Below are 20,171 nucleotides of genomic sequence, written 5' to 3'. Positions count from 1 at the left end.
GCGGCCTCCCCATACTGACGGCCAAATCGATTTGGCCAAATCGATTTGGCCCTCCGTCCGGGGCCTGATCGCGGCTGATGTCCGAGCATGCCTCACGCCCTGAACGGAGCTCGTACGTGTCCAGTCACCGACCGCCCGCACCCCGTACGGAACACCCCCCCACGCCGGAACCGGCCCCACCCGCAGGCACCCGCGACGACACCCGGGACCCCGCCGTCCACCCGGTCGACGAGTCGCGTCCCCTGGGACGGATCATCCTCTTCGGCGTTCAGCACGTCCTCGTCATGGCGGCCACGCCCATCTCGGCGATCTTCCTGATGAGCGCCACCCTCCGCCTCGACGCGGGCCTGACCGTCAATCTGCTCTCGGCGGCGTTCGTGCTCTCCGGCGTCGGATCACTGATCCAGTCGCTGGGGCCGTGGAAGTTCGGCCCCCGGTTGCCGTTCGTGATGCTCCCCGGTGGCGCGCCGCTGATCCTCTTCATCGCCATCGCCGAGCAGCACGGCCTGCCGACCGCCACCGGCGCGGTCGTCCTCACGGCCGCCTTCTCCTTCGTGGTCCTTCCGGTCTTCTCACGGCTGCTCAGGTTCTTCCCGGCCCTGGTCATCGGCACCATGATCGTCATCGTCGGTGTCAACCTGGTGAAGGTCGGCGCGGTCCTCGTCACCGGCCGGCCCGGTGAGCCGGGCTTCGCGGACCCCACGAACCTTGCGCTCGGCATGGTGACGATCGGGTTCACCGTCGTCTTCTACCTGCTGTTCACCGGCATCCTGCGGCAGCTCGCCGTCATGCTCGGCCTGGTCGCCGGCACGGTGGTCGCCGGGCTCCTCGGCCGCTTCGACGCCGGTGGCGCCGCCGAGGGCGGTCTGGTCAGCCTGCCGCAGCTGATGCCCTTCGGCTCACCGCAGTTCAGCCTGGTCGCCGCACTGCCGCTGATGCTCTACAGCCTCGCCTCCATGGCGGAGGCCACCGGCCAGACGGTCATCAACGCCGAGGCCGTCGGAAAGAAGATCGACACGCGCACCGACGTCCCCAAGACGGTCCGCGGTGACGCGCTGACCTCGCTCTTCGGCGGATTCTTCGGCCTGCCCCTCATGGTCACCAGCGGCGAGAACATCGGCATCGTGCGCGTCACCGGCGTCCGCAGCCGCTTCGTCACGGCCGCCGCGGGCGTGGTCCTCGTCGTCATCGGCTTCCTCGCGCCGGTGACCCGCGCCATCAGCGTCGTCCCGTCCGCCGTGGTCGGCGGCACGGCCATGGTCGTCTTCGCCGTGATCACGGTGCTCGGCGTTCAGATGCTGGGCCGCTCCGACCTCGACCGGCACACCAGCACGTTCGTCTGCGCCGTCGCCCTGGCGCTGGGCCTGCTGCCGATCCTCATCCCCGGCGTGTACGCGGGTTTCCCGCCGAACGTCCGCATCCTCCTGGAGAGCGGTGTCGCCGTCGGCGCGTTCGTCGCCGCCGTACTCAACGTCCTGTTCCACCACGTCAGGCCGCGCGTCGCCGCCCGGCTGACCACCTCGCGCACGGAGAGCGACCGATGAACCAGCTCACCCGAGACCTCCTGGACTCCCCCGGCCCGCTCCTCCTCGTCCCCGACGCCGTCCTCCTTCCCGAGGGACCCGTCGGCGGGTACGCGGTCATCGTCGCCGACGGATCCTTCCGCGCCGTCGGCCCCGCCGGGGAACTGGCGCGTACCCACCCGGAGCTCGACGCCGTACCGCTGCCCGGCCATCTTCTGATGCCCGGCTTCGTCGACGCCCATCACCATCTGACCCAGAGCTTCGGCTCCGCGCTGGCCTTCGGGGAACCGTCGGAGATCTTCCGCAGGGTGTGGGTTCCGCTGGAGGGCGCGCTGGACGAGGAAGCGGCCTACGTCGCGGCCAAGCTGGCGGCACTCGAGGCCCTGCGCGGCGGTTTCACCACGGTGACCGACGCCGGCACCCGTGCTCGTGTCGACATCGACGTCGTCGCGTCGGCCGCGCGCGACGCCGGGATCCGCTGCGTCCTCGGACTCGTCTGCAACGACGTCCAGGACGACGCCACCGGCGCCGCCGGGGACGCACGGGATGCCGGGGACACCGGGGACACCGAAGGCGCCGCCCGTGCCTCCGCCGTCCTCGAAGGCGCCGAGAAGCACCTGGCCCGGTACGACGGCGACCCGCTGATCCACCCCTCGCTCGCGGTCTCCATCCCCGAGGCCGCCACCCCCACGGTCCTTCAGGGCACCGCCCGGCTCGCCGCGGAAGCCGGAACGACCGTGCAGATCCACCTCAACGAACACCTGGCGGGCGTCGAACGCTCCCTCCTCCGGCACGGGCTGCGGCCCCTCGAACACCTGCACCGGATCGGCGCCCTCGGTCCGCAGCTGCTCGCCGCCCACGCCACCCTCCTCACCCCCCGCGAGCTGACCCTGCTCGCCGACACCGGAGCCGCCGTCAGCTACAACCCCGTGGCCAGCGCCTGGAAGGGCAACGCCGTCGCCCCCGCCACCACCATGGCCGAACGGGGCATCCGCTTCGGCCTCGGCACCGACGGCACCCGCGGTGACGGGTTCCGGCTCGCGGACGCCGCCGAATTCGCCCAGCGGATCGCCTACGGGCTGGCCACCGGTGACTCCTCGTGCGGCGCCGGCTGGACCTGGCTCGAACACGCCACCGCCGGCGGGGCCGACGCCGTCGGTCTCGGCGCCCGCACCGGCACCGTCGCCGCAGGGCTGGCGGCCGACTTCCTCCTCGTGGACCTCACCCACCCCGAGCTCGCCCTCTCCTGGGACGTGCCGTGGGAGCTGGTACGGCGGGGCAACCGCGACCAGATCACCGCCGTGTTCGTCGCCGGACGCCTGCGGCTGTGGCACGGCCTGCCCGTCGGCTGGGACGGCCCGGCACTCGTGCGGCGGGCGGCCGAACTGGCCCGTACCACCGTCGAGAAGGCGCCCATCACCCGCGCGCATCCCACCTCGGCGGAGGCACGGCAGCGGAGCGCCGCGCTGTGAGTACGGAAACACTCGTGGTCCTCGCCGTCACGGTGGCCGTCGCCTCGTTCGTCCAGGGCAGCAGCGGACTGGGCTTCGCCCTGATCGTCGCCCCCGTGGCCGGCCTCCTCGACCCCGGCCTGCTCCCGGTGTTCGTCCTGGCGGCCATGATCCCGCTCAACCTGTACGTCGCCTGGCGCGAGCGGACCTCGATCGACCTGCGCGGCGCGGGCTGGATCACGGGGGCGCGACTGGCCGCCACACCCGCCGGCCTCGCGCTGCTCTGGCTGATCCCTGAGCGCGGCATCGGCCTGTTCGTGGGCATCGCCACCGTACTGGCGGCGGTCGTGAGCCTCGCCGCTCCCGCCTTCGCCCCGGGGCGGCTCGCCTACCTCGGCGCGGGCGCGGTGACCGGTCTGACGGAGACCGCCACCGGTGTGGGCGGTCCCCCGCTCGCGCTCGTCTACCAGCACCGTCCGCCCGCGGAACTGCGCTCGACCGTCGCCGCCTGCTTCCTCGTCGGGGAAGTGGCCTCCCTCGCCCTGCTGTTCGCGACGGGCAGGGGCGATCCCGCCGACCTGGGGCCGGCGGTGGCACTGCTGCCGGTGATCGCCGGGGGCGCGTGGCTGAGCCGGCTGGTGCACCACCGGCTGGACGCGCGCAGGATGCGGTTGTGCGTCCTCGTCTTCGCCCTGGTCTCCGGGCTGGTGCTCATGCTCGGGCCGTGACCCGCAGCGACGACGCGCGCGGCACGAGGCGCGGCTCGGGCGCCGCCACCACCGTGGTGGCGTTCTCGCCGCGCAGCCGGCCGAGCAGCAGCTCCACCGCGTCGGCCGCCGCTCGGTCCAGGTGCAGGTCCACGGCGGTCAGCGGTGGCACGCAGGTCCGCGCGCGCAGCCCGTCGTACCGGGTGACGACCAGGACGTCGCCCGGTACGGACCGGCCGCTGTCGACGACCGCCCGTACGGCGCCCACCGCGAAGGCGTCCACCAGTGCGCAGACCGCGTCGGTGTCGGGATGCTCGGCGAGGAGGGCGGCGCAGCGTTCGTAACCGGCCTCCTCGCCGCCGGCCTCCGGCGCGCTCACCACGACGGGCGTCCAGCCGAACCGCTCGGCGACCGCCTCGTACGCCGCGAGCGCGTCGACCGACGAGTGCCGTGCGCCCGAGCCGATCAACAGCGCGGGCCGCTCGGCACCCTGCTCCCGCAGGTGCGTGAGGAGCAGCTCGGCGACCTGCCCGCCGCGCAGGTCGATGTACGGGGACGTGTCGTCCGGCGACACCGGGCGGCCGAGCGACACGTAGGGCAGACCGCGTTCCGTCAGCTGCGCGGCCGCCGCGTCGTTCACGTCCGGTTCGACGACGATGGCCCCGTCGATGTCGACGGAGTACAGCGCGGACCCCGACTGCACGGGCGGCACGAGCACCAGGGCGTAGTCGTGCAGCAGGGCGCTCTCCGCGGCGGCGGCCGCGATCTCCATGTAGAACCCGAGTCTTGACGGCCCGCCGGCCACGGCGAACGGCATCGAGGAGGTGAGCGCGATGGCCTTCGCCTCTCCCCGGCGCAGCCGCTGCGCCCGCAGATTGGGCCGGTAACCGAGCTCGGCCGCGGTCTGCTTGATGCGCTCCCTCGTCCGTGGATCGACCTTGCCGATCCCGTTGAGGGCGTGGGAGACCGTCGTGCGCGACACCCCGGCGACCCGCGCGACATCGGCGATCGTCGGTGGCCGCGAGCCGGGACCGGAGGTTCGCATGGACGGGCACTCCTTGCAAGCTGAGGACGGACTCCCCCATCTTCGCCGACCGGCCCGCGCGCCGCGCCTTCCTCCGGTGACCTGCGCTGCGCGGCCGGTCGCGGTCGCCGCCGTACGGCCGGTGGAAAGGGCACACGGCCCGCGGCCGGGCCCTGGCCGGAGCCCGGCCGTCTTCGTCACCTTCCGCCGGCCCGCGATCGGGGAGCCCGCTGAGCCCGTGTCCCTCGTCCCCCTCGTCCGCCCTCGTCAGCGGTCGTGCCACGGCTGCCTCCGCCGACGAAGGGGCGGCCGGCGTGGCCCGCCTCGCCGCCTGCGGGATCACTCCCCCGTGGTACGGGCGGGGCGAAAACGCGTCACCGACCGCGCCCGGGGGTACCAGCACCCGCATGATCCTGTCGGTGGAAGTCCTCCCCGAGTCGACCCTGCGCGAGGTGATCGGCCTGCTGGTCAGGCTGATCGAATCCGCGGGCGCGCTCATCATCTTCGTCGGTGCCGTGTGGGCGTTCGCGCAGTTCGTCGCGGCCGGCGTGCGCGGGCGCGGCAAGGTGGCGGGATTCAACCGGATCAGGCTGAGCCTGGGACGCTTCCTCGTCCTGGGCCTGGAGTTCCAGCTCGCCGGGGACGTGCTGCGCACGGCGGTCGCCCCGAGCTTCGCCGAGATCGGCCAGCTGGCGGCCATCGCGGCGATCCGGACCGCGCTGAACTACTTCCTCGGCCGGGAGATCGCCCAGGAACGGGCCGAGCTCGAACAAGGAGAGACAGCGCCTTCTCCCGGCGCCAAGGACCTCCCGACGTGAACGCCTGGCTGCAGACGGCGGCCGTGCTGACCACCGCGCTCGGCCTCCTCGCCGCCGCAGCGGCCTGGCGCCTGACGCACACCGCACGAGGAGCGCTCGCCGTACTGCTGGACTTCCTGACCGCCGCGGGCCTGCTCCGCCTGGCCGGCGAACCGTCCTGGGACAGCATCACCCTGGCAGCGGCGGTGATCGCCCTGCGCAAGCTCCTGGGCGCCTCCCTCCACGTCTCCGGCCGTCCCGTAACCGGTGCCGGCCGGGCGGGTCCGGCGAAGTGACGGGAGCCGGTGCGCGACATGCCTCCCGGCGCCCCATTCTTGAGCGAAAAGGAAGCGTGCTTTCCGCCGCGAAGTGGCACCATGCGGTGTCATGGCGGATGACGGCACCAGTGGATTTCAGGCGGGGCAGACGGGGCTCGTCGTCCGCATCCCGGAGGCGGAAGCGGCCGTACGCGGGTGGCGCGAGCGGCTCGACCCGTCAGCTCGGGCAGGGGTCCCCGCACACATCACCGTGCTGTTTCCCTTCCTCGACGCGTGCCGCGTAGAAGGCCTCGTTCCATCCGCCCTGCCGGATGTACTGGCCGGTCACCAGGCCTTCGACCTGAGGTTCGCGAGTTGTGGGCGGCTTCCGGACGTGCTGTATCTCGTGCCGGAACCCGACGCCCCGTTACGCCGGCTCACGGAGGCGATCGCCGAGCGCCGGCCCGAGGCCCCGCCGTACGGCGGCCGATTCGCCGAGATCATCCCGCACCTGACCGTCGCTCAAGGTCAGACCAACGCCGTCCTGGAAATGATCGAGGCCGACCTCAGCGGGAAGCTGCCCTTCGTGTCCCGCGTCGCCTCTGTCGAACTCATGGTTCATGACGGCGTGAAGTGGCGAGAACGGGCGTCGTTTCCCCTCGGGGATTGAACCAGGCCGAGCGTCAGGCTGCGGCGCCCGTCGCGCCTCGCCTCACGTTTTCATGGCACGGCCACTCCGGCCCCACCGCTTCAGTCGTCGGCGGCGACGAGGAGTCTGATCTGCCCTGCCGGTCGGTCGATGAGCACGAACTCGTGGAATGCGCCGTGCACACCGCCCCAGTCGTGGATCGCCTCACCGCCGAGCTCCCTCAGGTGGTAGACGCGCCCGGCCGCGGCCAGAGGGTCGAACGCCTCCCGCCGCAGATCCGTCGCGAGGTCGACGGGCACGTCCTCGAACTGGTTCGCCCACTGCCACAGGATGCGCTCACTCCTCTCCCGGCCGACGGGTCGATACGCGTCGGGGGTGACCGCTCCCACCCAGTACGGGCCGTGCCGAAGTCCGTCCGGCATCACTCCGCCGCCCGCGTAGTCGTCCCGGAACTGCTCATGTCCGATGAGTGCGGCAAGCAGCTCCGCGTCGCCGGCGGACTCCGCCGGAAACCGCAGACGCTTGACGTCGACCCACCTGAACGCGGGTGACTTCGCATCGAGGAACGTGTAGTCCCGAAAGTTGATGAAGGCGCTGCCTTCATGGCTGAGCTTGTTCCGCACGCTCGTCAGCTTAGGGAGAGGCGCCCGCTTCCCACCTCGGCGGACCCCTCGGCCAGGCCCTCGGGCGTGAGTGCCGCAGCAACCCGTTCGGGCTAGCGCCGCGCGCTCCGGCCGGTGGTCGCTCCTAGCGTGGTAGCGCCCCGTCGTGGAATCCATGGGAGGTATTCCGATGAGTGGTCGCAGTGTCATCGCCGGCATAGCCCTCGCCGTCGCCTCCGTACCCGCCTTGGCAGGCGTCTCCTCCGCGCAGGACCTCGACTGCCGTCACTTCCGCTTCCAGGAGGACGCCCAGGCGGAGTTCAACCGGGACCCCAGCGATCCGCACCGGCTCGACGAGGACCAGGGGCCCGACGACGGGCTCGCCTGCGAGGTGCTGCCCAGCCGCACCGGTGGCGTGCAACCGGCGGTCCCTTCCCCCACCGACGTGCCGTCGGTCAGCCCGAGTGCCCCCGCCCAGCAGCCGGCCAACCCCTTGATGCCCACCCGAGGCACCCGGGGCGGAATCGGCGGGACCTCCGGCCCTGGTGATCTCGCCACCGGAATCGGCTTCGCCCTGGCCACCGGTGCCGCAGCCGCGAGCTGCTTCCTCGTCGGTCGGCGGCTGCGCCGCCGGGCCGACTGAAGCACCGAGCCCGGTCCGCCGTACCCCTTCCGCCGAGGTGGGAGCGGGCCGCGGGGTCGCCGCTGCTGACCGTTCCTGGAGGACACCTGCTCCGGCGCGAGGAAGTGACTTCTTCGACCCGAACGCGCCGGAGCAGGCCGTCGTGGCCTGCGTGATGCGGCTGCATCACCGTGCCCGAACCGTGCCCCCGGCTCAAGGCGATCCGCCACACCTGTGTGTCCGACCCCGTCGGGACCACGCTCGCCGCGCTCCGGGAGCGCCCGGAGAGCCTCTCGTGGACCCTCACCGCGCGGTACCACAGCGTGCACCGCACACAGACCTGCCGGACGCGGCCGGGGGTGACGCGCGACGACGTGGAGCACGGTGCGCCGGAGCTGTGTCACAGGCGCGTGACGGCGGTGTCCTGGCCGTGAGACGGCGCGAACCGGCGGGCGGGAGCGGCCGTCTTGCTGATCGTCGACGCGGTGGCCCGGTACAGGGCACGCCGTGCATCCGTGCCGTGGAAGGGACCGTCATGAACCGTCGTCTGCGTACCGCCCTCACCGTCACCGCCGCACTCGGCGCCGGGCTTCTGGCGACAGCGTGCGGGGGCGGTGACCGGTCGTCGGCCGCGGCGCCGTCCTCCGCGGCGTCTTCCCCGGCCTCGTCCGGCCGCCCCGGCCCGGGGACCGGCGGCGGCGACGCGGGTACGGCGACGAACGGGGCGCGCAGTGGTCCCGGCGCCCCGGCCTCCGCCGGCGGCACGGCGCCGGAGAGCCGCCCGTCGAAGACACCCGGTACGGAAACCCGGTCCACCCGTACCGGCACCGAAACCGACACCGGCGACGGCGACGGCGGCGACAAGAGCGGCTACGGGCAGGTCTGCGGCACCAACGACATCTCGTGGAGCGTGAGCACGGAGTCCCAGGCCGGTGGATACTTCCTGGTCAAGGCCAAGGCCAAGGCCGGCATCACCTGCGTCCTGCAGGCCGCGCTGCCGGTCGTGGCGTTCGGTTCGGACGGCACGGCCGCCAAGCCCGCGGAGCAGGCCGTGGGTCGGGCGATCACACTGAGGGACGGGGTGGCCGCCTACGCCGGTGTGAACCCGAAGACGACCGCCGGCGAAGGCGGCAAGGAGCTGGACAGCCTCATCGTCTCGGTCTCCGACAGCGACCCGAATCCGGTGTCCCTGAGGGTCGGCTCGTTCGTCGTCGACAAGCCGGTCGTCACCAACTGGCACACCGCCGCCTCCGACGCCGTTCCGTTGTCGAGCTGACCCGGTCCCAAGGAGCTGACCCGACCCCGCCCTCCGGGCCCACGGTCAGGGAAGTCACCGTGGGGCGGTCGGGAGGCGGGAATTTTTGGGCCCGCCGAACAGGTGAGGTTCGTGTTTTTCGGGGCACAAGCTGGTTTGCATCGAGGAAACGGCCGCCCCGCGAGCGGTGCCACGACAAGCGTCTGCGCGGGAGCGGGCCCCGGGCCGGAACGGAGGGCGCCACGCCCATGATCATCAGCCATCAGCAGCTCGGAACCGTACTGGGACTGACCCTTCCGCACGAGCTGGACATCAGCACGCGCGCAGCGGCCGCGGCCCAGGTCGAGCGCCTTCTCCTCACGTACCGGCCGCACATCCGGTCCGTTCTGCTGACCCCACCCTCCACGGCGCACACGCCGGCGACGCTGAGCGTGCTGGCCCGGGTGCGGCACCTGTGCGAGGCCCACGGACTGGTCCTCACCGTCGCCGAGCCGGCGGAGGCCGCTCCGCAGACGCTGTCCGTCGCCGCCTAGCGGACGCGGGCCGGCCGGCTTCGGCATGCGTCGCTCCGGTAGTGGGGCCGGGCGACCGAGCCGAACCGCTGTTCAGCCGCGCGTGTGTACGCCGTAGGGGAGGACCGGCCTCCGAGCGGGGCGGACCACCGAGCGCGGCCGCCTTCGTGACCAGGGTGCGCCTGAACCGTCCGGTCCAGGTGATCCGCCTGGACCGGCGGGCCCGCCCGCCGGGAGGTGGCTCACCGCGCGTGCTCCGGGTTCGGTTTTCCGAACCCCCGGTTCGGGGGCGGGCACGATCGATCGGCGCGGGGTGGGTGCAGAGGATGGGGGCATGGTTGAGACAGCGAGGGACATGGGGGCGGGGAGCGCCGCCCGGGCGGAAGGTCTGCACCGTGCGTACGGGCGCGGGACCGCGACCGTACGGGCGCTGCGCGGGGTGTCGGTGGCGCTGGCGCCGGGGACGTTCACGGCGGTGATGGGGCCGTCCGGCTCCGGCAAGACGACCCTGCTGCACTGCCTCGCGGGGATGGACCGGCCGACTCGGGGTGCGGTGTGGTGGGGTGACACCGAGGTGTCCCGGCTGCCGGAACGGCGGCTGGCGGTGCTGCGGCGCCGTCGGGTCGGGTTCGTCTTCCAGGCGTTCAACCTGATGCCGGCGATGACGGTCGCGCAGAACGTCGAACTCCCCGGCCGGCTGGCGGGTGAACGGCCCGAGCGGGGCCGGGTTCTGGAGGCGATCGACCGGGTCGGCCTCGCCGGGCGTGAGCGGGACCGGCCCGGGCAGTTGTCCGGGGGCCAGCAGCAGCGGGTGGCGATCGCCCGGGCGCTCGTCTCCGGCCCCCAGGTGCTGTTCGCCGACGAACCGACGGGCGCGCTCGACCGCGCCACCGGTCACGAGATCCTCGCTCTGCTGCGCGAAGGTGTGGACCGGGACGGGCGGACCTGTGTGATGGTGACCCACGACCCGGTGGCCGCCGGGTACGCGGACCGGGTGCTGCTGCTCGCCGACGGCCTGGTGGTGGACGAGCTCGACCGGCCGACCGCCGCGCGGGTCGGCGAGCGTCTGAGCCGGCTGGGCGGGTGAGGGCGATGCTGTGGGTCGCCTGGGGACAGATGCGCCGGCGTCCGGCGGCGTTCGCCGGTCTGGCGGTCGCGATGTTCCTCGCGGTCGCCACCGTGACGCTGTTCGGGTCGCTGATCGCCGCCGAGGTCACCGCTCCGGCGTCCGCCCGGCAGCCGGAGACGGGTCCGGGGCTGATGGTGATCGCCGGTGCCTTCGGGGAGATCGCCGTCCTGGTCGCGTTCTTCGTGGTGGTCAACGCGCTGGGGTTCGCTCTGCGCCAGCAGCACCGTGAACTGGCCCTGCTGCGTACGATCGCGGCGACACCCCGCCAGACGCGCCGGATGGTCCGTGCGCAGGTCGTCATGACGACCGTGCTGGTGTCCGTTCCCGGCGGGGCGGTGGGCGTGGTGGCGGCTCACCGCTTCCTCGCCGCGTTGCAGCGTCTGGGACTGGCCCCCGGCGCGCGGGTGCCGACGACACCGGTGCCGGTGCTCGCCGCGTCGGCCGTCGCGCTCGTCGTCGGCCTGGCGGCTTCGGCCGTCGCGGCCCGGCGGGTGTCACGGATCGCCCCCGCGGCGGCCCTCACCGCGAGCGCGACCGAGCACGGGCGGACCGGTGTGCCCCGTCTGCTCCTCGGCGTCGCCGTACTGGTGGGTGGCGGCCTGCTGTTGCGGCTGGCCGCCACGCGCCCAGCCGAGGAGGCGGACAAGGCGGGGCAGGCGTCCCTGCTCGCCTCGCTGGTGCTGCTGGTCGCGGTCGCCCTGCTCGGGCCGCTGGTGGTGCGTCTCCTGGTGGGTGTGATGGGGGCACCCGTACGCCGCCTGGCGCCCGGTACGGGGTGGCTGGCGGACGCCCAACTGCGCGGCTACGCACGGCGGCTGTCGTCGGCCGTGGTGCCGGTCGCGCTGCTCGTGGGGCTGTCGGGCACCATGATGATCATGACGAGAACCGCCGAGGACGCCACCGGCATGACGGGAAGCGGCGTCACCTCCGCCACGGATGTGTGGTTGCGCCAGGCGGAGTTGGCTCTCCTGGCCTCCTTCGCCGCCGTCTCCACCCTCAACACGCTGGTGGCCGCGACCGCCGAGCGGCGCCGTGAGTTCGCGCTGCTGCGGCTGGTGGGCGCGACCCGGCCGCAGCTGCTGCGCATGCTGGGGGCGGAGGCGGTGCTGACGACGGCGGTCGGTGTCCTGCTCGGTGCGCTGGTCGCGGGCGCCGCGTCGGCGGCGTTCAGCACGGCCGTGACCGGCTCGCCGGTGCCCTCCGTGCCCGTGGCCGCCTGCTGGTACGTCGTCGCGGGCGCGGCGGCACTGACCGTACCGGCCGTCGTCGTCACGGGCTTGTGCGCGGTGCGCGGCCCGGCGGCGGAGCTGGTGAGCGGCGACCGTGGCTGAGGGCGGAACGGGGGGCCGTGGCGACCGGCCGGGGGCGCGGGCCGGGAACCGCGACGACGGGTCCGGGGGCCCTGGCAAGGAGCCGGGGAGCGGCCCCGTCCGCGTACGAGCCTTCCGGGCGTGGCGGGCGCGGTCCGCGCGGGTGGGTGGCGCGGGATCGCCGGGGTCGTCCACGGCGGAGCGGGGACTTTCGCCGGTGCGGGGCGGGGAGTGGGCCTTCGCCGTCGCCGGTCTGCCCCTCGCCGTGTTCGGCGGCGTCTACGCGCTGGCCGTCCTGTACGCGGGGGCGCTGCTCTCGGTGACCGTGGTCGGTCTGCCGTTCGTGGCCGCCGCTCTGCTGGGGGCACGTCGTCTCGGCGCGCTGCACCGGTGGCTGGTCGGCCGGCTGCTCGGCGAAGACGTCGAGCGGCCGGCCCGCCTGCCCCGCCCGGGGGGCGTGCTCGCCCGTGGCCGCGTCGTCCTGGCGGATCCGGTCGCCTGGCGGGCGCTGCTGTATCTGGTCCTGCGCCTGCCGCTCGGGGTGCTCGGGTTCACGGCAGCCGTGGGACTCCCCCTGGGCTGCGTCTGGTTGCTCGGCTTTCCCCTCTGGGGCCGTCTGCTGGAGGCGGAATCGCGGTCGGCCGGCCTGCTGGACGCCGTCTCCGTGGGGCTGGGCATGGCGGTTCTGGTGGCGGTGCCGGGGGCGGTCCGGGCGCTGAGCGCGGTGAACCGGCGGCTCGCGCGGCTGCTGCTCGGCCCGGCCCGCGCGCAGCAGCGCGTCCGGCAGCTGGAGGCCGCCCGCGCCACCCTGCTGGCCGACGGCACCGACCGGCTCCGCCGCCTGGAGCGTGACCTGCACGACGGTACGCAGGCCCGGCTGGTCGGCCTGGCCATCACCCTCTCGCTGGCCGAGGACGCGCTCGCTGCCGCCGACCGTCCGGACTCCTCCCGGCTGCGCGCCCTGGTGGAGCGTGCCCGTGGCCAGACCGACGACACGATCACCGAGCTGCGGAGGCTGACCCGGGGCATTCATCCCGTGGCCCTGGACGGCGGCCTCGACCAGGCCCTGCCGGGCCTCACCGCCACCTCGCCGGTGCCGGTCACCCTCCGCCTGGACCTGCGGGAGCGCCCGCACCCGGCGGTCGAGCAGGCGGTGTACTTCTGCGCCGCCGAGCTGCTCACCAACGTGGCCAAGCACAGTGGTGCCCGTGCGGCCGCGCTCACGGCGAGTTCGGCCGACGGCCGCGTCCGGCTGCGCGTGCGGGACGACGGCCGCGGTGGCGCGGCGCTCGGCACCGGCACGGGCCTGACGGGGCTGGCCGAGCGGCTCGCGGCGGTGGACGGCGTCCTGCGGGTCGACAGCCCGCCGGGCGGGCCCACCACGGTCACCGCCGAGCTGCCGACACGCCTGCGGTGAGGCGTCAGCCGCCGGACCGGTCGTGGGCGTCCGCCCCGCCACGGTCACGGATCCGGGTGCCCGTACCGGTACGGGGACCGGGGCCCGACGCGCCCCCGGCCCCGGTGCCCGTACCGGTCTCGGAGAGGTAGTGGAGGACGGCCTTCACCCGCCGGTTGTCGGTGTCCGTCGGCGGCAGGTCGAACTTGGTGAAGACGGCGGCGACGTGCTTCTCCACCGCCCGCTCCGACACCACCAGAAGCGCCGCGATGGAACGGTTGGAGTGGCCTTGTGCCATCAGCTCCAGCACCTCGCGCTCACGGGCCGTCAGCGCGTCCACCCCGCGCCGCCGGCCACCGCCCATCAGCTGGGTGACCACCTCCGGGTCGAGCACCGTACCCCCGTCGGCGACGCGGTGCAGAGCGTCGACGAACTCGGCGGTACGGGCGACGCGTTCCTTGAGGAGGTATCCGACGCCCGCGGCGCCGTCCGCCAGCAGCCGGGAGGCCCAGACGGTCTCCACGTGCTGGGAGAAGACCAGGATGCCGGCCCCGGGACTCCTTCTGCGGATCTCGACGGCCGCGCGAATGCCCTCGTCCGTGTGCGTGGGCGGCATCCGGATGTCGACCACGGCCACGTCGGGCCGGTGCTCGGTGACGGCGGCGAGCAGCTCGGGCGCCGTACCGGCGGTCGCCACCACCTCACAGCCGCGGAGGGTGAGCAGCTCGACCATGCCGTCCCGCAGGACGACGGAGTCCTCGGCCAGTACCACCCGCAGGTGCCTCGTGATCATCACGTCATTGTCGCGGGTCGGCCGACGGCCGCCGGGGCCGGGGCGGTGCGGCCCGCCGCGGCGGCTCGGGCAGGCCATCCCCCGGCGCGTCCCGGACAGCGGAGTGACCAGGCCGGACGGCCGGCGTCCCGTCCGGGACGCGCGACGGACGTTGCCTGTGCCATCGGCTCGCGCGCATCGTTCCCCCGGCAACCCGCGAGCCTTCGGATCCGGAGCACGACCGAGAGGGTTCGCCCCCCCCCCGGGCGATGAAGGAGAACACGTATGAACGCGCGTCTTCGGTTCGCCGGCCTGGCCCTGTCCGCCACCGCGCTGTGGGGCGGCGCCGCCGCCGCGCAGGCCGCCCCGTACCCCTTCAGGTGAGCGCCGAGGCGGCTGTGCCGGGGTACTGGAAGTACGACGGGCGCTACTCGGAATCGACGTGCTACGCGCCGGCGTCGTCGTACGCCGGGCCCGCCTACTGCACTCCGTCCGGAAGCAAGTGGGCCCTGTACATCTGGGTCGCGTGACGGCGAATGACCCGGCGTCCGGCCCCTCCCCGTCGCCGGGGAGGGGCCGGACGCGCACCATCAGCGGGAATCCGGTGGACGCGCGGCGCGGGACACCGGTGGGAGCGCGGGGTCCCCTCCCCCTGGCGGCCCCGTCCGGTGCCGGGCGGCCGTTCCGGTCGCGAGAGGGTCGACCGCGCGGCCGCGTGGAACCGCACGTACGCCGCGAGCCCGGCGAGATCCGAAAGACAGGCCCCTAACGGAGGTGCTTTCTGACCTCTTCGTAGACCGCTTGGTCGCTGAGCAGTTCGCTGTGGCCGAGGCAGGCGGTGGTGTGGTTGACGGCGCCGGTGACGGCGACGCTGTCCTTGGGGCTGATGATCATGTCGCAGGGTGAGCGCCAGGTGGCGTAGCGGGGCGAACCGGGGGTCTCGTCACCGGCGTTGAGGGTGTTGAGGAAGGCGGATCCCGGTCGCATCTCGACGCAGGGGGCGCCGCCGCACCAGCGCGCGGTCTCCGTTCCGTGGTTGGGTCCGGCCAGGGAGACCCAGGCGTCGACCTTCGCGGCGCCGCCGAGCTTCTTGAGGTAGTGGCGGGAGGAGAGGCCGCCCATCGAGTGGGTGACGACGTCGACCTTCGCGGCGCCGGTGGCGGCCAGGACGCGGTCGATCTCGTCGGCGAGCCGTGCGGCGGTCGTGGCGTTGGACTGCGTGGCGTCGTACGTCCACTGGTCGAGGCGGCCGGCCGGCCAGCCGTCCGAGCGGAAGCGTCCGGCCATGGTCCGCCAGGTCGAGCCGTCGGAGTTCCAGCCGTGGACGAAGACGACGGGGTCGGGGGCGAGGGCCTTGTTCCCGTGGCCGGCCGCGGGGGCGGTGGTGAGGACGAGGGGGACGAGGGCGAGGAGGAGCGTGGGCATGCTCCGGGGGAGGTTCCTGATCACGGTCGGTTTGTAGCGTCCCGGCCCGGAACCGAAGGGTCCCGACGCGCGGCCTCACCCGGCCGGACGCGGTGTTTCACCGCAGAAACGTGTCGGCCCCACCGGACGCGCGATCCGGCGGACACGTGCGGGGGCGCTCACGCCCGGCGCCCGACGCGTCCGCGCGCTCGTCGTGCGCGCCGGGGGACGGCGGCTCGCGCCGGGGGACGCGGGGAATCTGATCCGACTATTGGCGTGACCCTGACAGGGACGCGTTCCCTGCGGCGCCCCGGAGAAGTCTGGGGGTGAGACGCCGGCATCCGCGCCGGAACGTCGGCCGGTACGGGCCTCCACGCACGCTCACGACACCGCCACCGGCACCGGCACCGGCTCCACCACCACCGGCATCAGCACGCCCCTCCAAGCCGCCGCGACCGCCCCCGTTCCGCCCGGAAGCCACCGGCCGGGACCAGCGCCTCTCCGGGGTTCGCACCCGCCCCGACACGCACGGCCCGCCCCGGGCGGGGCACGGCATGTCACCGCACCGCCGAATCGAGGAGTACGTCATGAGCACCCCTCCCTCCGCTCCGCACCGCGTCGCCCTGGTCAACGGCAGCTTCGAGCAGCCCGCCGTCAACGGCGTCGAGTTCCTGCCGGACGCCTCGCAGACCCAGGCGGCCAAGAAGGTCCCGGGCTGGCTCACCACCGCCTCCGACCACATGATCGAGCTGTGGAGCAACGGCACCAACGGCGTCCCCTCGGCCGAGGGGGCACAGTTCGCCGAGCTCAACGCCAACGAGGTCTCCACGCTGTACCAGGACCTGCCGACCGCGCCCGGCACCAAGCTGTACTGGCGGCTGTACCACCGCGGCCGTCAGGGGCAGGACACCATGGCGCTGGACATCGGCGTGCCGGGCTCCGCGGCCGAACAGCGCACCTTCACCGACGGCAACACCTCCTGGGGTTACTACACCGGCACCTACACCGTCCCGGAGGGCCAGACGGTCACCCGGTTCGCCTTCCGTTCCGTCTCCGCGGCCGGCGGCAACCGCAGCGTCGGCAACTTCCTGGACGGCGTCTTCTTCGGCACCGCGCCCCACGTCGAACTCACCAAGACGGCCATTCCCGCGGGCCCGCTGGAGGTGGGGGACGTGGTCACGTACCGCATCACGGCGAGGAACGAGGGCGGGGGCGGGGCCGAGGCCCTGGTGCTGACCGACCGCATCCCGGAGGGCACCACCTACGTTCCCGGCTCCCTGCGCATCGTCGACGGCCCGAACGCCGGGCCCAAGACCGACCGGAAGGGGGACGACCAGGCGTCCTACGACGCCGGGGCCGACCAGGTCGTCTTCCACCTCGGGGACGGCGCGACCGGCTCCCAGCCCGGCAGCCTGCCCAACACCGGCGTCCTGCCCGGTGGCACGACGGTGGAGTACCGGGTCACCATCGACCGCGCCAGCGGCGGCAAGCAGCTCCGCAACACCGCCACCGCCACCTACGAGAACCGGCTCGGCGACACGCCGGAGCCACTGACGGCGACGTCCGGCGAGGCGGTCACCGAGGTCCGGCCGGCGGCCGACCTGACGGTGACGAAGGCGGCCGACGCCACCACCGTGACCGTCGGACAGACCGTCACGTACCGCGTCACCGTGCGCAACGACGGCCCGAACGGGGCCACCGGGGTCACGGTCACCGACCGGCTCCCGGAGGGCCTCGTCTTCCTCTCGGCCACCGACTCCCCCGGCACGTACGACCCGGCCGACGGGCGGTGGACGCTGGACGAGCTGGCCGAGGGCGGTTCCGCGACCCTCGTGCTGCGGGCCAAGGCCACCCGGGCCGGATCCTTCACCAACACCGCCACCGTCACCGGCGACGACACCGATCCCGACCCGCACGACAACACCGACAGCGTCACCGTCTGCGTCCGGCCGGCGCCCTCCTGCTGCGGTCCCTGCGGCTCCGAGGAGTGAGCCGGAACCGTGACGCGCGCGGGCGGCCCGGACCGGCATGACCGTCCCCGCCGCCCGGGCCACCGCTCCCGGCTCCCCGACGCCACCGGGGGCCGCCCGACACGGGGGCGGTGGGCCTGCCGTGCCGTAAGGTCCCCTTGTCCAGGGGCTCTTGCGGTACGGCCGCGCGCCACGGGACACCTTCGGATCCGCAGAAGAAAGCCGAGTATGAGACACCTCTCGACACCCCTCAGGGCCCTTGCCGCCTCGGCGTGCGCCCTCGCCCTGCTCGCCCTGCCCGGCCCGGCGGCGCAGGCGGCTCCGGAGCCGGCCGTGTACGGCGAACTGGCACGGAACGGAACGTTCACCACGAACGGCGAGCACTGGTGGGCGGGTCCCGGCGCGTCGCTGGCCTCCGTCGGCGGCGCGCTGCGGGCCACGGTCGAAGCGGCCCCGGCCGACCAGATCGGGCAGTCCTACCGTACGGTCGTGGGCCAGAGCGGCATCACCCTGCGTCAGGGGGCGCGCTACACGCTCTCCTTCGAGGCCCGCGCGTCCACGCCCACGCGGATCGGGTCGACGGTCCAGCTGGGCGACCCCCCGTACCCCCAGACCCTGGGGAACACCCTCGATCTGACCACCACCCCGCAGCGGTTCAGCTGGACGTTCACCTCCTCGCTGGCCTCGGCCGACGGACACATCGACTTCCAGGTCGGCGGTCAGCCGGTCCGCACCGACATCACCTTCGACAACGTCTCGCTGACGACGTCGACGGCCCGCGAGGGCTTCTTCGTCGACCCCCGTTCGACCGCGCGCGCCTGGGTGGACGCCCACCCCGCCGACCAGCGCGCCGGCACGATCCGGACGCAGATCGCGGACCGGACGACGGTGAAGTGGTTCGGCGGCTGGAACACCGACGTACGGGCGGACGTCGACCGCTACGTGGGCGCGGCCGCGGCCGCCGGCCGGCTCCCCACGCTGGTCGCCTACAACATTCCGGGCCGGGACTGCGGCGGGGCCTCCGGCGGTGGCGCGGACGACGCCCGCGCCTACAAGGAGTGGATGGACCGGTTCATCGCCGGCATCGCCCGGCGGCCGGCGCTCGTCATCCTGGAGCCGGACGCGGTGGCCCAGGCCGACGTGGAGCAGAAGTGCCTCACGGCGGAACAGCGCGAGGCCCGCTTCGACATGCTGTGGTACGCCAACCAGCACCTCGACGCGCAGGGCCCGCACGTCCGGACGTACCTCGACGCCGGCAACGCGACGTGGACGCTGGGCGCGGGGCGGACGGACGACCCGGCGGACGGCGGCATCGGCCTGAACGACATGGCCGACCTGCTGGGGCGCTCCGGGATCTACCTGGCCGACGGGGTGGCGGTGAACGTGTCCCACTACCACTCCACGGACGTGTCGAACGACTACGGCCGCCGGCTCGCCGCGCGCGTCAAGGAGCGGCTGGGCGTCGACACCACGTGGGTCGTGGACACCTCCCGCAACGGGAACGGCGCCTACACCGTGCCCGGGGACGAGAGCAGTGGCCTCGTCGGATTCTGCAACCCCCCGCTGCGCAAGCTGGGGCCGTCCTCCCGGGTCGGCGAGGGCGGCGCCGCGTACTACCTGTGGGTCAAGAACCCGGGTGACTCCGACGGCCGGCACGCCGACGACGCGCGCTGCCCGGCGGACGGTCCGCAGTACGCGGCCGGCTCCTTCTCCCCGGAGTTCGCGCTGCGGCTCGTCGACGGCAGCTGAGCCGGGCACGGTGCGGCCGCTCCCCGCGCCGTACCGTGCCGGCTCGTCCCGGGGACGGGCACCGGCCGTCCGGGAGACGTGTCGGCGCACCGTCCCCGGGTAGGCGCGCGGGAAGGTCCGCCGACGGAGGAGGGCAGGTGTTCGACGGCTTCGAACTGACGCGCCGCGAGGGGGACGGTGCCCGTCTGCGGGTACGGCACGGCGGCGCGGGGCCGCCGGTGCTGCTCCTCCACGGCCATCCGCGCACCCATGTGACCTGGCACCGGGTCGCCCCGCTCCTCGTGGCGGCCGGCCACACCGTGGTCTGTCCCGATCTGCGGGGCTACGGCGAGTCGGAGAAGCCTCCGACGGACGAGCGGCACCGGCCGTACTCGAAGCGCGCCATGGCCGCCGACTGCGTGGCGGTCATGCGGCGTCTCGGCCACGAGCGGTTCGCCGTCGTCGGGCACGACCGGGGCGCCTATGTGGCCACCCGGCTCGCCCTGGACCATCCCCGGTCCGTCGTCGCCCTCAGCGTGCTGGACGCCGTCCCCATCGGGGAGGCCCTGCGGCGCTGCGACGCGGAGTTCGCCGCCCGCTGGTGGCACTGGTTCTTCCTCGGGCAGACCGCCAAACCCGCCGAGCGCGTGATCAACGCCGATCCCGACGCCTGGTACAAGGGCAGCGCCGAAGGGATGGGCGCGGAGGCGTTCGAGGACTACCGGCGGGCGATCCACGATCCGGCGACGGTGCACGCGATGTGCGAGGACTACCGGGCGGGTCTCGGGGTGGACCGGGAGCACGACGACGCCGACCACGAGCGCGGGCGGCGCATCGGCTGCCCGGTGCAGGTGCTGTGGGCCACCCGCGACGACCTGGCCGACCTCTACGGTGACGTGCCGGGCGTCTGGCGGCCGTGGGTGGACGGCCCGCTGGAGGGCGGACCGGTCGAATCCGGTCATCACATGGCCGAGGAGGCGCCGGGTCCCCTCGCCGAGGCCCTGCTCTCGTTCTGGCGCAGGGCGTAGATCCCGTCCCGTGGACCGGCGGGGCGCCGCGGCCG

18 protein-coding genes and 1 pseudogene are annotated in these 20,171 nt (G+C 73.7%); 15 read left to right on the top strand and 4 right to left on the bottom strand.

Annotated elements, in window-relative coordinates:
- Positions 1-116: 116 nt before the first annotated feature.
- The 3 genes from ABTY40_RS16030 to ABTY40_RS16020 are packed head-to-tail and all read left to right on the top strand — an operon-like array spanning position 117 to position 3,702.
- Positions 117-1,544, top strand: a complete 1,428-nt coding sequence (locus ABTY40_RS16030; RefSeq protein WP_352060047.1) for a uracil-xanthine permease family protein — start codon at positions 117-119, stop codon at positions 1,542-1,544.
- The gene (locus ABTY40_RS16025) at positions 1,541-2,995 is read left to right on the top strand and encodes an amidohydrolase family protein (RefSeq protein ID WP_352060046.1); all 1,455 of its coding nucleotides are present in this window, start codon (positions 1,541-1,543) and stop codon (positions 2,993-2,995) included. Before ABTY40_RS16030 ends, ABTY40_RS16025 begins: the two co-directional genes overlap by 4 nt.
- A complete protein-coding gene (locus ABTY40_RS16020) occupies positions 2,992-3,702 on the top strand; it encodes a sulfite exporter TauE/SafE family protein (RefSeq protein WP_352060045.1) in 711 nt (236 codons plus the stop codon). Before ABTY40_RS16025 ends, ABTY40_RS16020 begins: the two co-directional genes overlap by 4 nt.
- On the opposite strand, the gene ABTY40_RS16015 is transcribed toward ABTY40_RS16020, so the two are convergent.
- Positions 3,686-4,726: a LacI family DNA-binding transcriptional regulator gene (locus ABTY40_RS16015; protein ID WP_352060044.1), complete on the bottom strand. Its 1,041-nt coding sequence runs from the start codon at positions 4,724-4,726 to the stop codon at positions 3,686-3,688. The genes ABTY40_RS16020 and ABTY40_RS16015 overlap by 17 nt on opposite strands.
- 386 nt (positions 4,727-5,112) lie before the next feature.
- On the opposite strand from ABTY40_RS16015, the gene ABTY40_RS16010 reads away from it, so the two are divergent.
- The 3 genes from ABTY40_RS16010 to ABTY40_RS16000 all read left to right on the top strand — a co-directional run bounded on the left by ABTY40_RS16010 (position 5,113) and on the right by ABTY40_RS16000 (position 6,429).
- Entirely contained in the window at positions 5,113-5,523 is a 411-nt protein-coding gene (locus ABTY40_RS16010) for a DUF1622 domain-containing protein (RefSeq protein ID WP_352060043.1), read from the top strand.
- The gene (locus ABTY40_RS16005) at positions 5,520-5,798 is read left to right on the top strand and encodes a hypothetical protein (RefSeq protein ID WP_352060042.1); all 279 of its coding nucleotides are present in this window, start codon (positions 5,520-5,522) and stop codon (positions 5,796-5,798) included. The genes ABTY40_RS16010 and ABTY40_RS16005 overlap by 4 nt, the downstream gene beginning before the upstream one ends.
- A gap of 91 nt (positions 5,799-5,889) precedes the next feature.
- Complete coding sequence (locus ABTY40_RS16000; protein ID WP_352060041.1) at positions 5,890-6,429, top strand: 2'-5' RNA ligase family protein; 540 nt, start codon at positions 5,890-5,892, stop codon at positions 6,427-6,429.
- Positions 6,430-6,509: 80 nt separating this feature from the next.
- Here ABTY40_RS16000 and ABTY40_RS15995 read toward each other — a convergent pair whose 3' ends face one another.
- Positions 6,510-7,031: a hypothetical protein gene (locus tag ABTY40_RS15995; protein ID WP_352060040.1), complete on the bottom strand. Its 522-nt coding sequence runs from the start codon at positions 7,029-7,031 to the stop codon at positions 6,510-6,512.
- Between the two features lie 169 nt (positions 7,032-7,200).
- Between ABTY40_RS15995 and ABTY40_RS15990 the strand changes: the two genes are divergently transcribed.
- The 6 genes from ABTY40_RS15990 to ABTY40_RS15965 all read left to right on the top strand — a co-directional run bounded on the left by ABTY40_RS15990 (position 7,201) and on the right by ABTY40_RS15965 (position 13,255).
- Positions 7,201-7,653, top strand: coding sequence for an excalibur calcium-binding protein (locus tag ABTY40_RS15990; protein ID WP_352060039.1), 453 nt, complete (start codon positions 7,201-7,203; stop codon positions 7,651-7,653).
- Between the two features lie 514 nt (positions 7,654-8,167).
- Positions 8,168-8,908, top strand: a complete 741-nt coding sequence (locus ABTY40_RS15985; RefSeq protein ID WP_352060038.1) for a DUF4232 domain-containing protein — start codon at positions 8,168-8,170, stop codon at positions 8,906-8,908.
- 227 nt (positions 8,909-9,135) lie between these two features.
- Complete coding sequence (locus ABTY40_RS15980) at positions 9,136-9,420, top strand: hypothetical protein (protein WP_345278032.1); 285 nt, start codon at positions 9,136-9,138, stop codon at positions 9,418-9,420.
- A 313-nt stretch (positions 9,421-9,733) separates the two neighbouring features.
- The gene (locus ABTY40_RS15975) at positions 9,734-10,486 is read left to right on the top strand and encodes an ABC transporter ATP-binding protein (RefSeq protein ID WP_352060037.1); all 753 of its coding nucleotides are present in this window, start codon (positions 9,734-9,736) and stop codon (positions 10,484-10,486) included.
- A gap of 5 nt (positions 10,487-10,491) precedes the next feature.
- Complete coding sequence (locus tag ABTY40_RS15970; RefSeq protein ID WP_352060036.1) at positions 10,492-11,859, top strand: FtsX-like permease family protein; 1,368 nt, start codon at positions 10,492-10,494, stop codon at positions 11,857-11,859.
- Positions 11,860-12,055: 196 nt separating this feature from the next.
- Positions 12,056-13,255 (top strand): sensor histidine kinase, encoded by a 1,200-nt coding sequence (locus ABTY40_RS15965; protein WP_352060035.1) that lies wholly within the window; start codon positions 12,056-12,058, stop codon positions 13,253-13,255.
- Positions 13,256-13,367: 112 nt separating this feature from the next.
- Here the strand turns inward: ABTY40_RS15965 and ABTY40_RS15960 are convergent.
- Positions 13,368-14,027, bottom strand: a pseudogene (locus ABTY40_RS15960) (response regulator transcription factor); the annotation flags it as partial.
- 744 nt (positions 14,028-14,771) lie between these two features.
- Complete coding sequence (locus ABTY40_RS15955) at positions 14,772-15,455, bottom strand: esterase/lipase family protein (protein WP_352060034.1); 684 nt, start codon at positions 15,453-15,455, stop codon at positions 14,772-14,774.
- A 542-nt stretch (positions 15,456-15,997) separates the two neighbouring features.
- Here ABTY40_RS15955 and ABTY40_RS15950 point away from each other — a divergent pair.
- From ABTY40_RS15950 to ABTY40_RS15940, 3 genes are all read left to right on the top strand, one after another.
- Positions 15,998-17,401, top strand: coding sequence for a CLIPPER-2 domain-containing protein (locus ABTY40_RS15950; protein ID WP_352060033.1), 1,404 nt, complete (start codon positions 15,998-16,000; stop codon positions 17,399-17,401).
- 207 nt (positions 17,402-17,608) lie between these two features.
- Positions 17,609-19,129 (top strand): glycoside hydrolase family 6 protein, encoded by a 1,521-nt coding sequence (locus ABTY40_RS15945; RefSeq protein WP_352060032.1) that lies wholly within the window; start codon positions 17,609-17,611, stop codon positions 19,127-19,129.
- A gap of 137 nt (positions 19,130-19,266) precedes the next feature.
- Positions 19,267-20,136: an alpha/beta fold hydrolase gene (locus tag ABTY40_RS15940; protein ID WP_352060031.1), complete on the top strand. Its 870-nt coding sequence runs from the start codon at positions 19,267-19,269 to the stop codon at positions 20,134-20,136.
- Positions 20,137-20,171 lie beyond the last annotated feature (35 nt).

The organism is Streptomyces sp. NPDC126503 (genome assembly GCF_040302405.1).
GTDB classification, from domain to species: Bacteria; Actinomycetota; Actinomycetes; order Streptomycetales; family Streptomycetaceae; genus Streptomyces; species Streptomyces gulbargensis.
This window is presented reverse-complemented; position numbering and strand designations above follow the sequence as displayed.

Bases quoted from the DNA above. Each gene is read 5' to 3' on its own strand.
- ABTY40_RS16025 (WP_352060046.1), top strand. From the start codon at position 1,541: ATGAACCAGCTCACCCGAGACCTCCTGGACTCCCCCGGCCCGCTCCTC.
- ABTY40_RS15945 (WP_352060032.1), top strand. From the start codon at position 17,609: ATGAGACACCTCTCGACACCCCTCAGGGCCCTTGCCGCCTCGGCGTGC.
- ABTY40_RS16010 (WP_352060043.1), top strand. From the start codon at position 5,113: ATGATCCTGTCGGTGGAAGTCCTCCCCGAGTCGACCCTGCGCGAGGTG.
- ABTY40_RS15985 (WP_352060038.1), top strand. From the start codon at position 8,168: ATGAACCGTCGTCTGCGTACCGCCCTCACCGTCACCGCCGCACTCGGC.
- ABTY40_RS16015 (WP_352060044.1), bottom strand. From the start codon at position 4,726: ATGCGAACCTCCGGTCCCGGCTCGCGGCCACCGACGATCGCCGATGTC.
- ABTY40_RS16000 (WP_352060041.1), top strand. From the start codon at position 5,890: ATGGCGGATGACGGCACCAGTGGATTTCAGGCGGGGCAGACGGGGCTC.
- ABTY40_RS15970 (WP_352060036.1), top strand. From the start codon at position 10,492: ATGCTGTGGGTCGCCTGGGGACAGATGCGCCGGCGTCCGGCGGCGTTC.
- ABTY40_RS15950 (WP_352060033.1), top strand. From the start codon at position 15,998: ATGAGCACCCCTCCCTCCGCTCCGCACCGCGTCGCCCTGGTCAACGGC.
- ABTY40_RS15975 (WP_352060037.1), top strand. From the start codon at position 9,734: ATGGTTGAGACAGCGAGGGACATGGGGGCGGGGAGCGCCGCCCGGGCG.
- ABTY40_RS15980 (WP_345278032.1), top strand. From the start codon at position 9,136: ATGATCATCAGCCATCAGCAGCTCGGAACCGTACTGGGACTGACCCTT.
- ABTY40_RS15990 (WP_352060039.1), top strand. From the start codon at position 7,201: ATGAGTGGTCGCAGTGTCATCGCCGGCATAGCCCTCGCCGTCGCCTCC.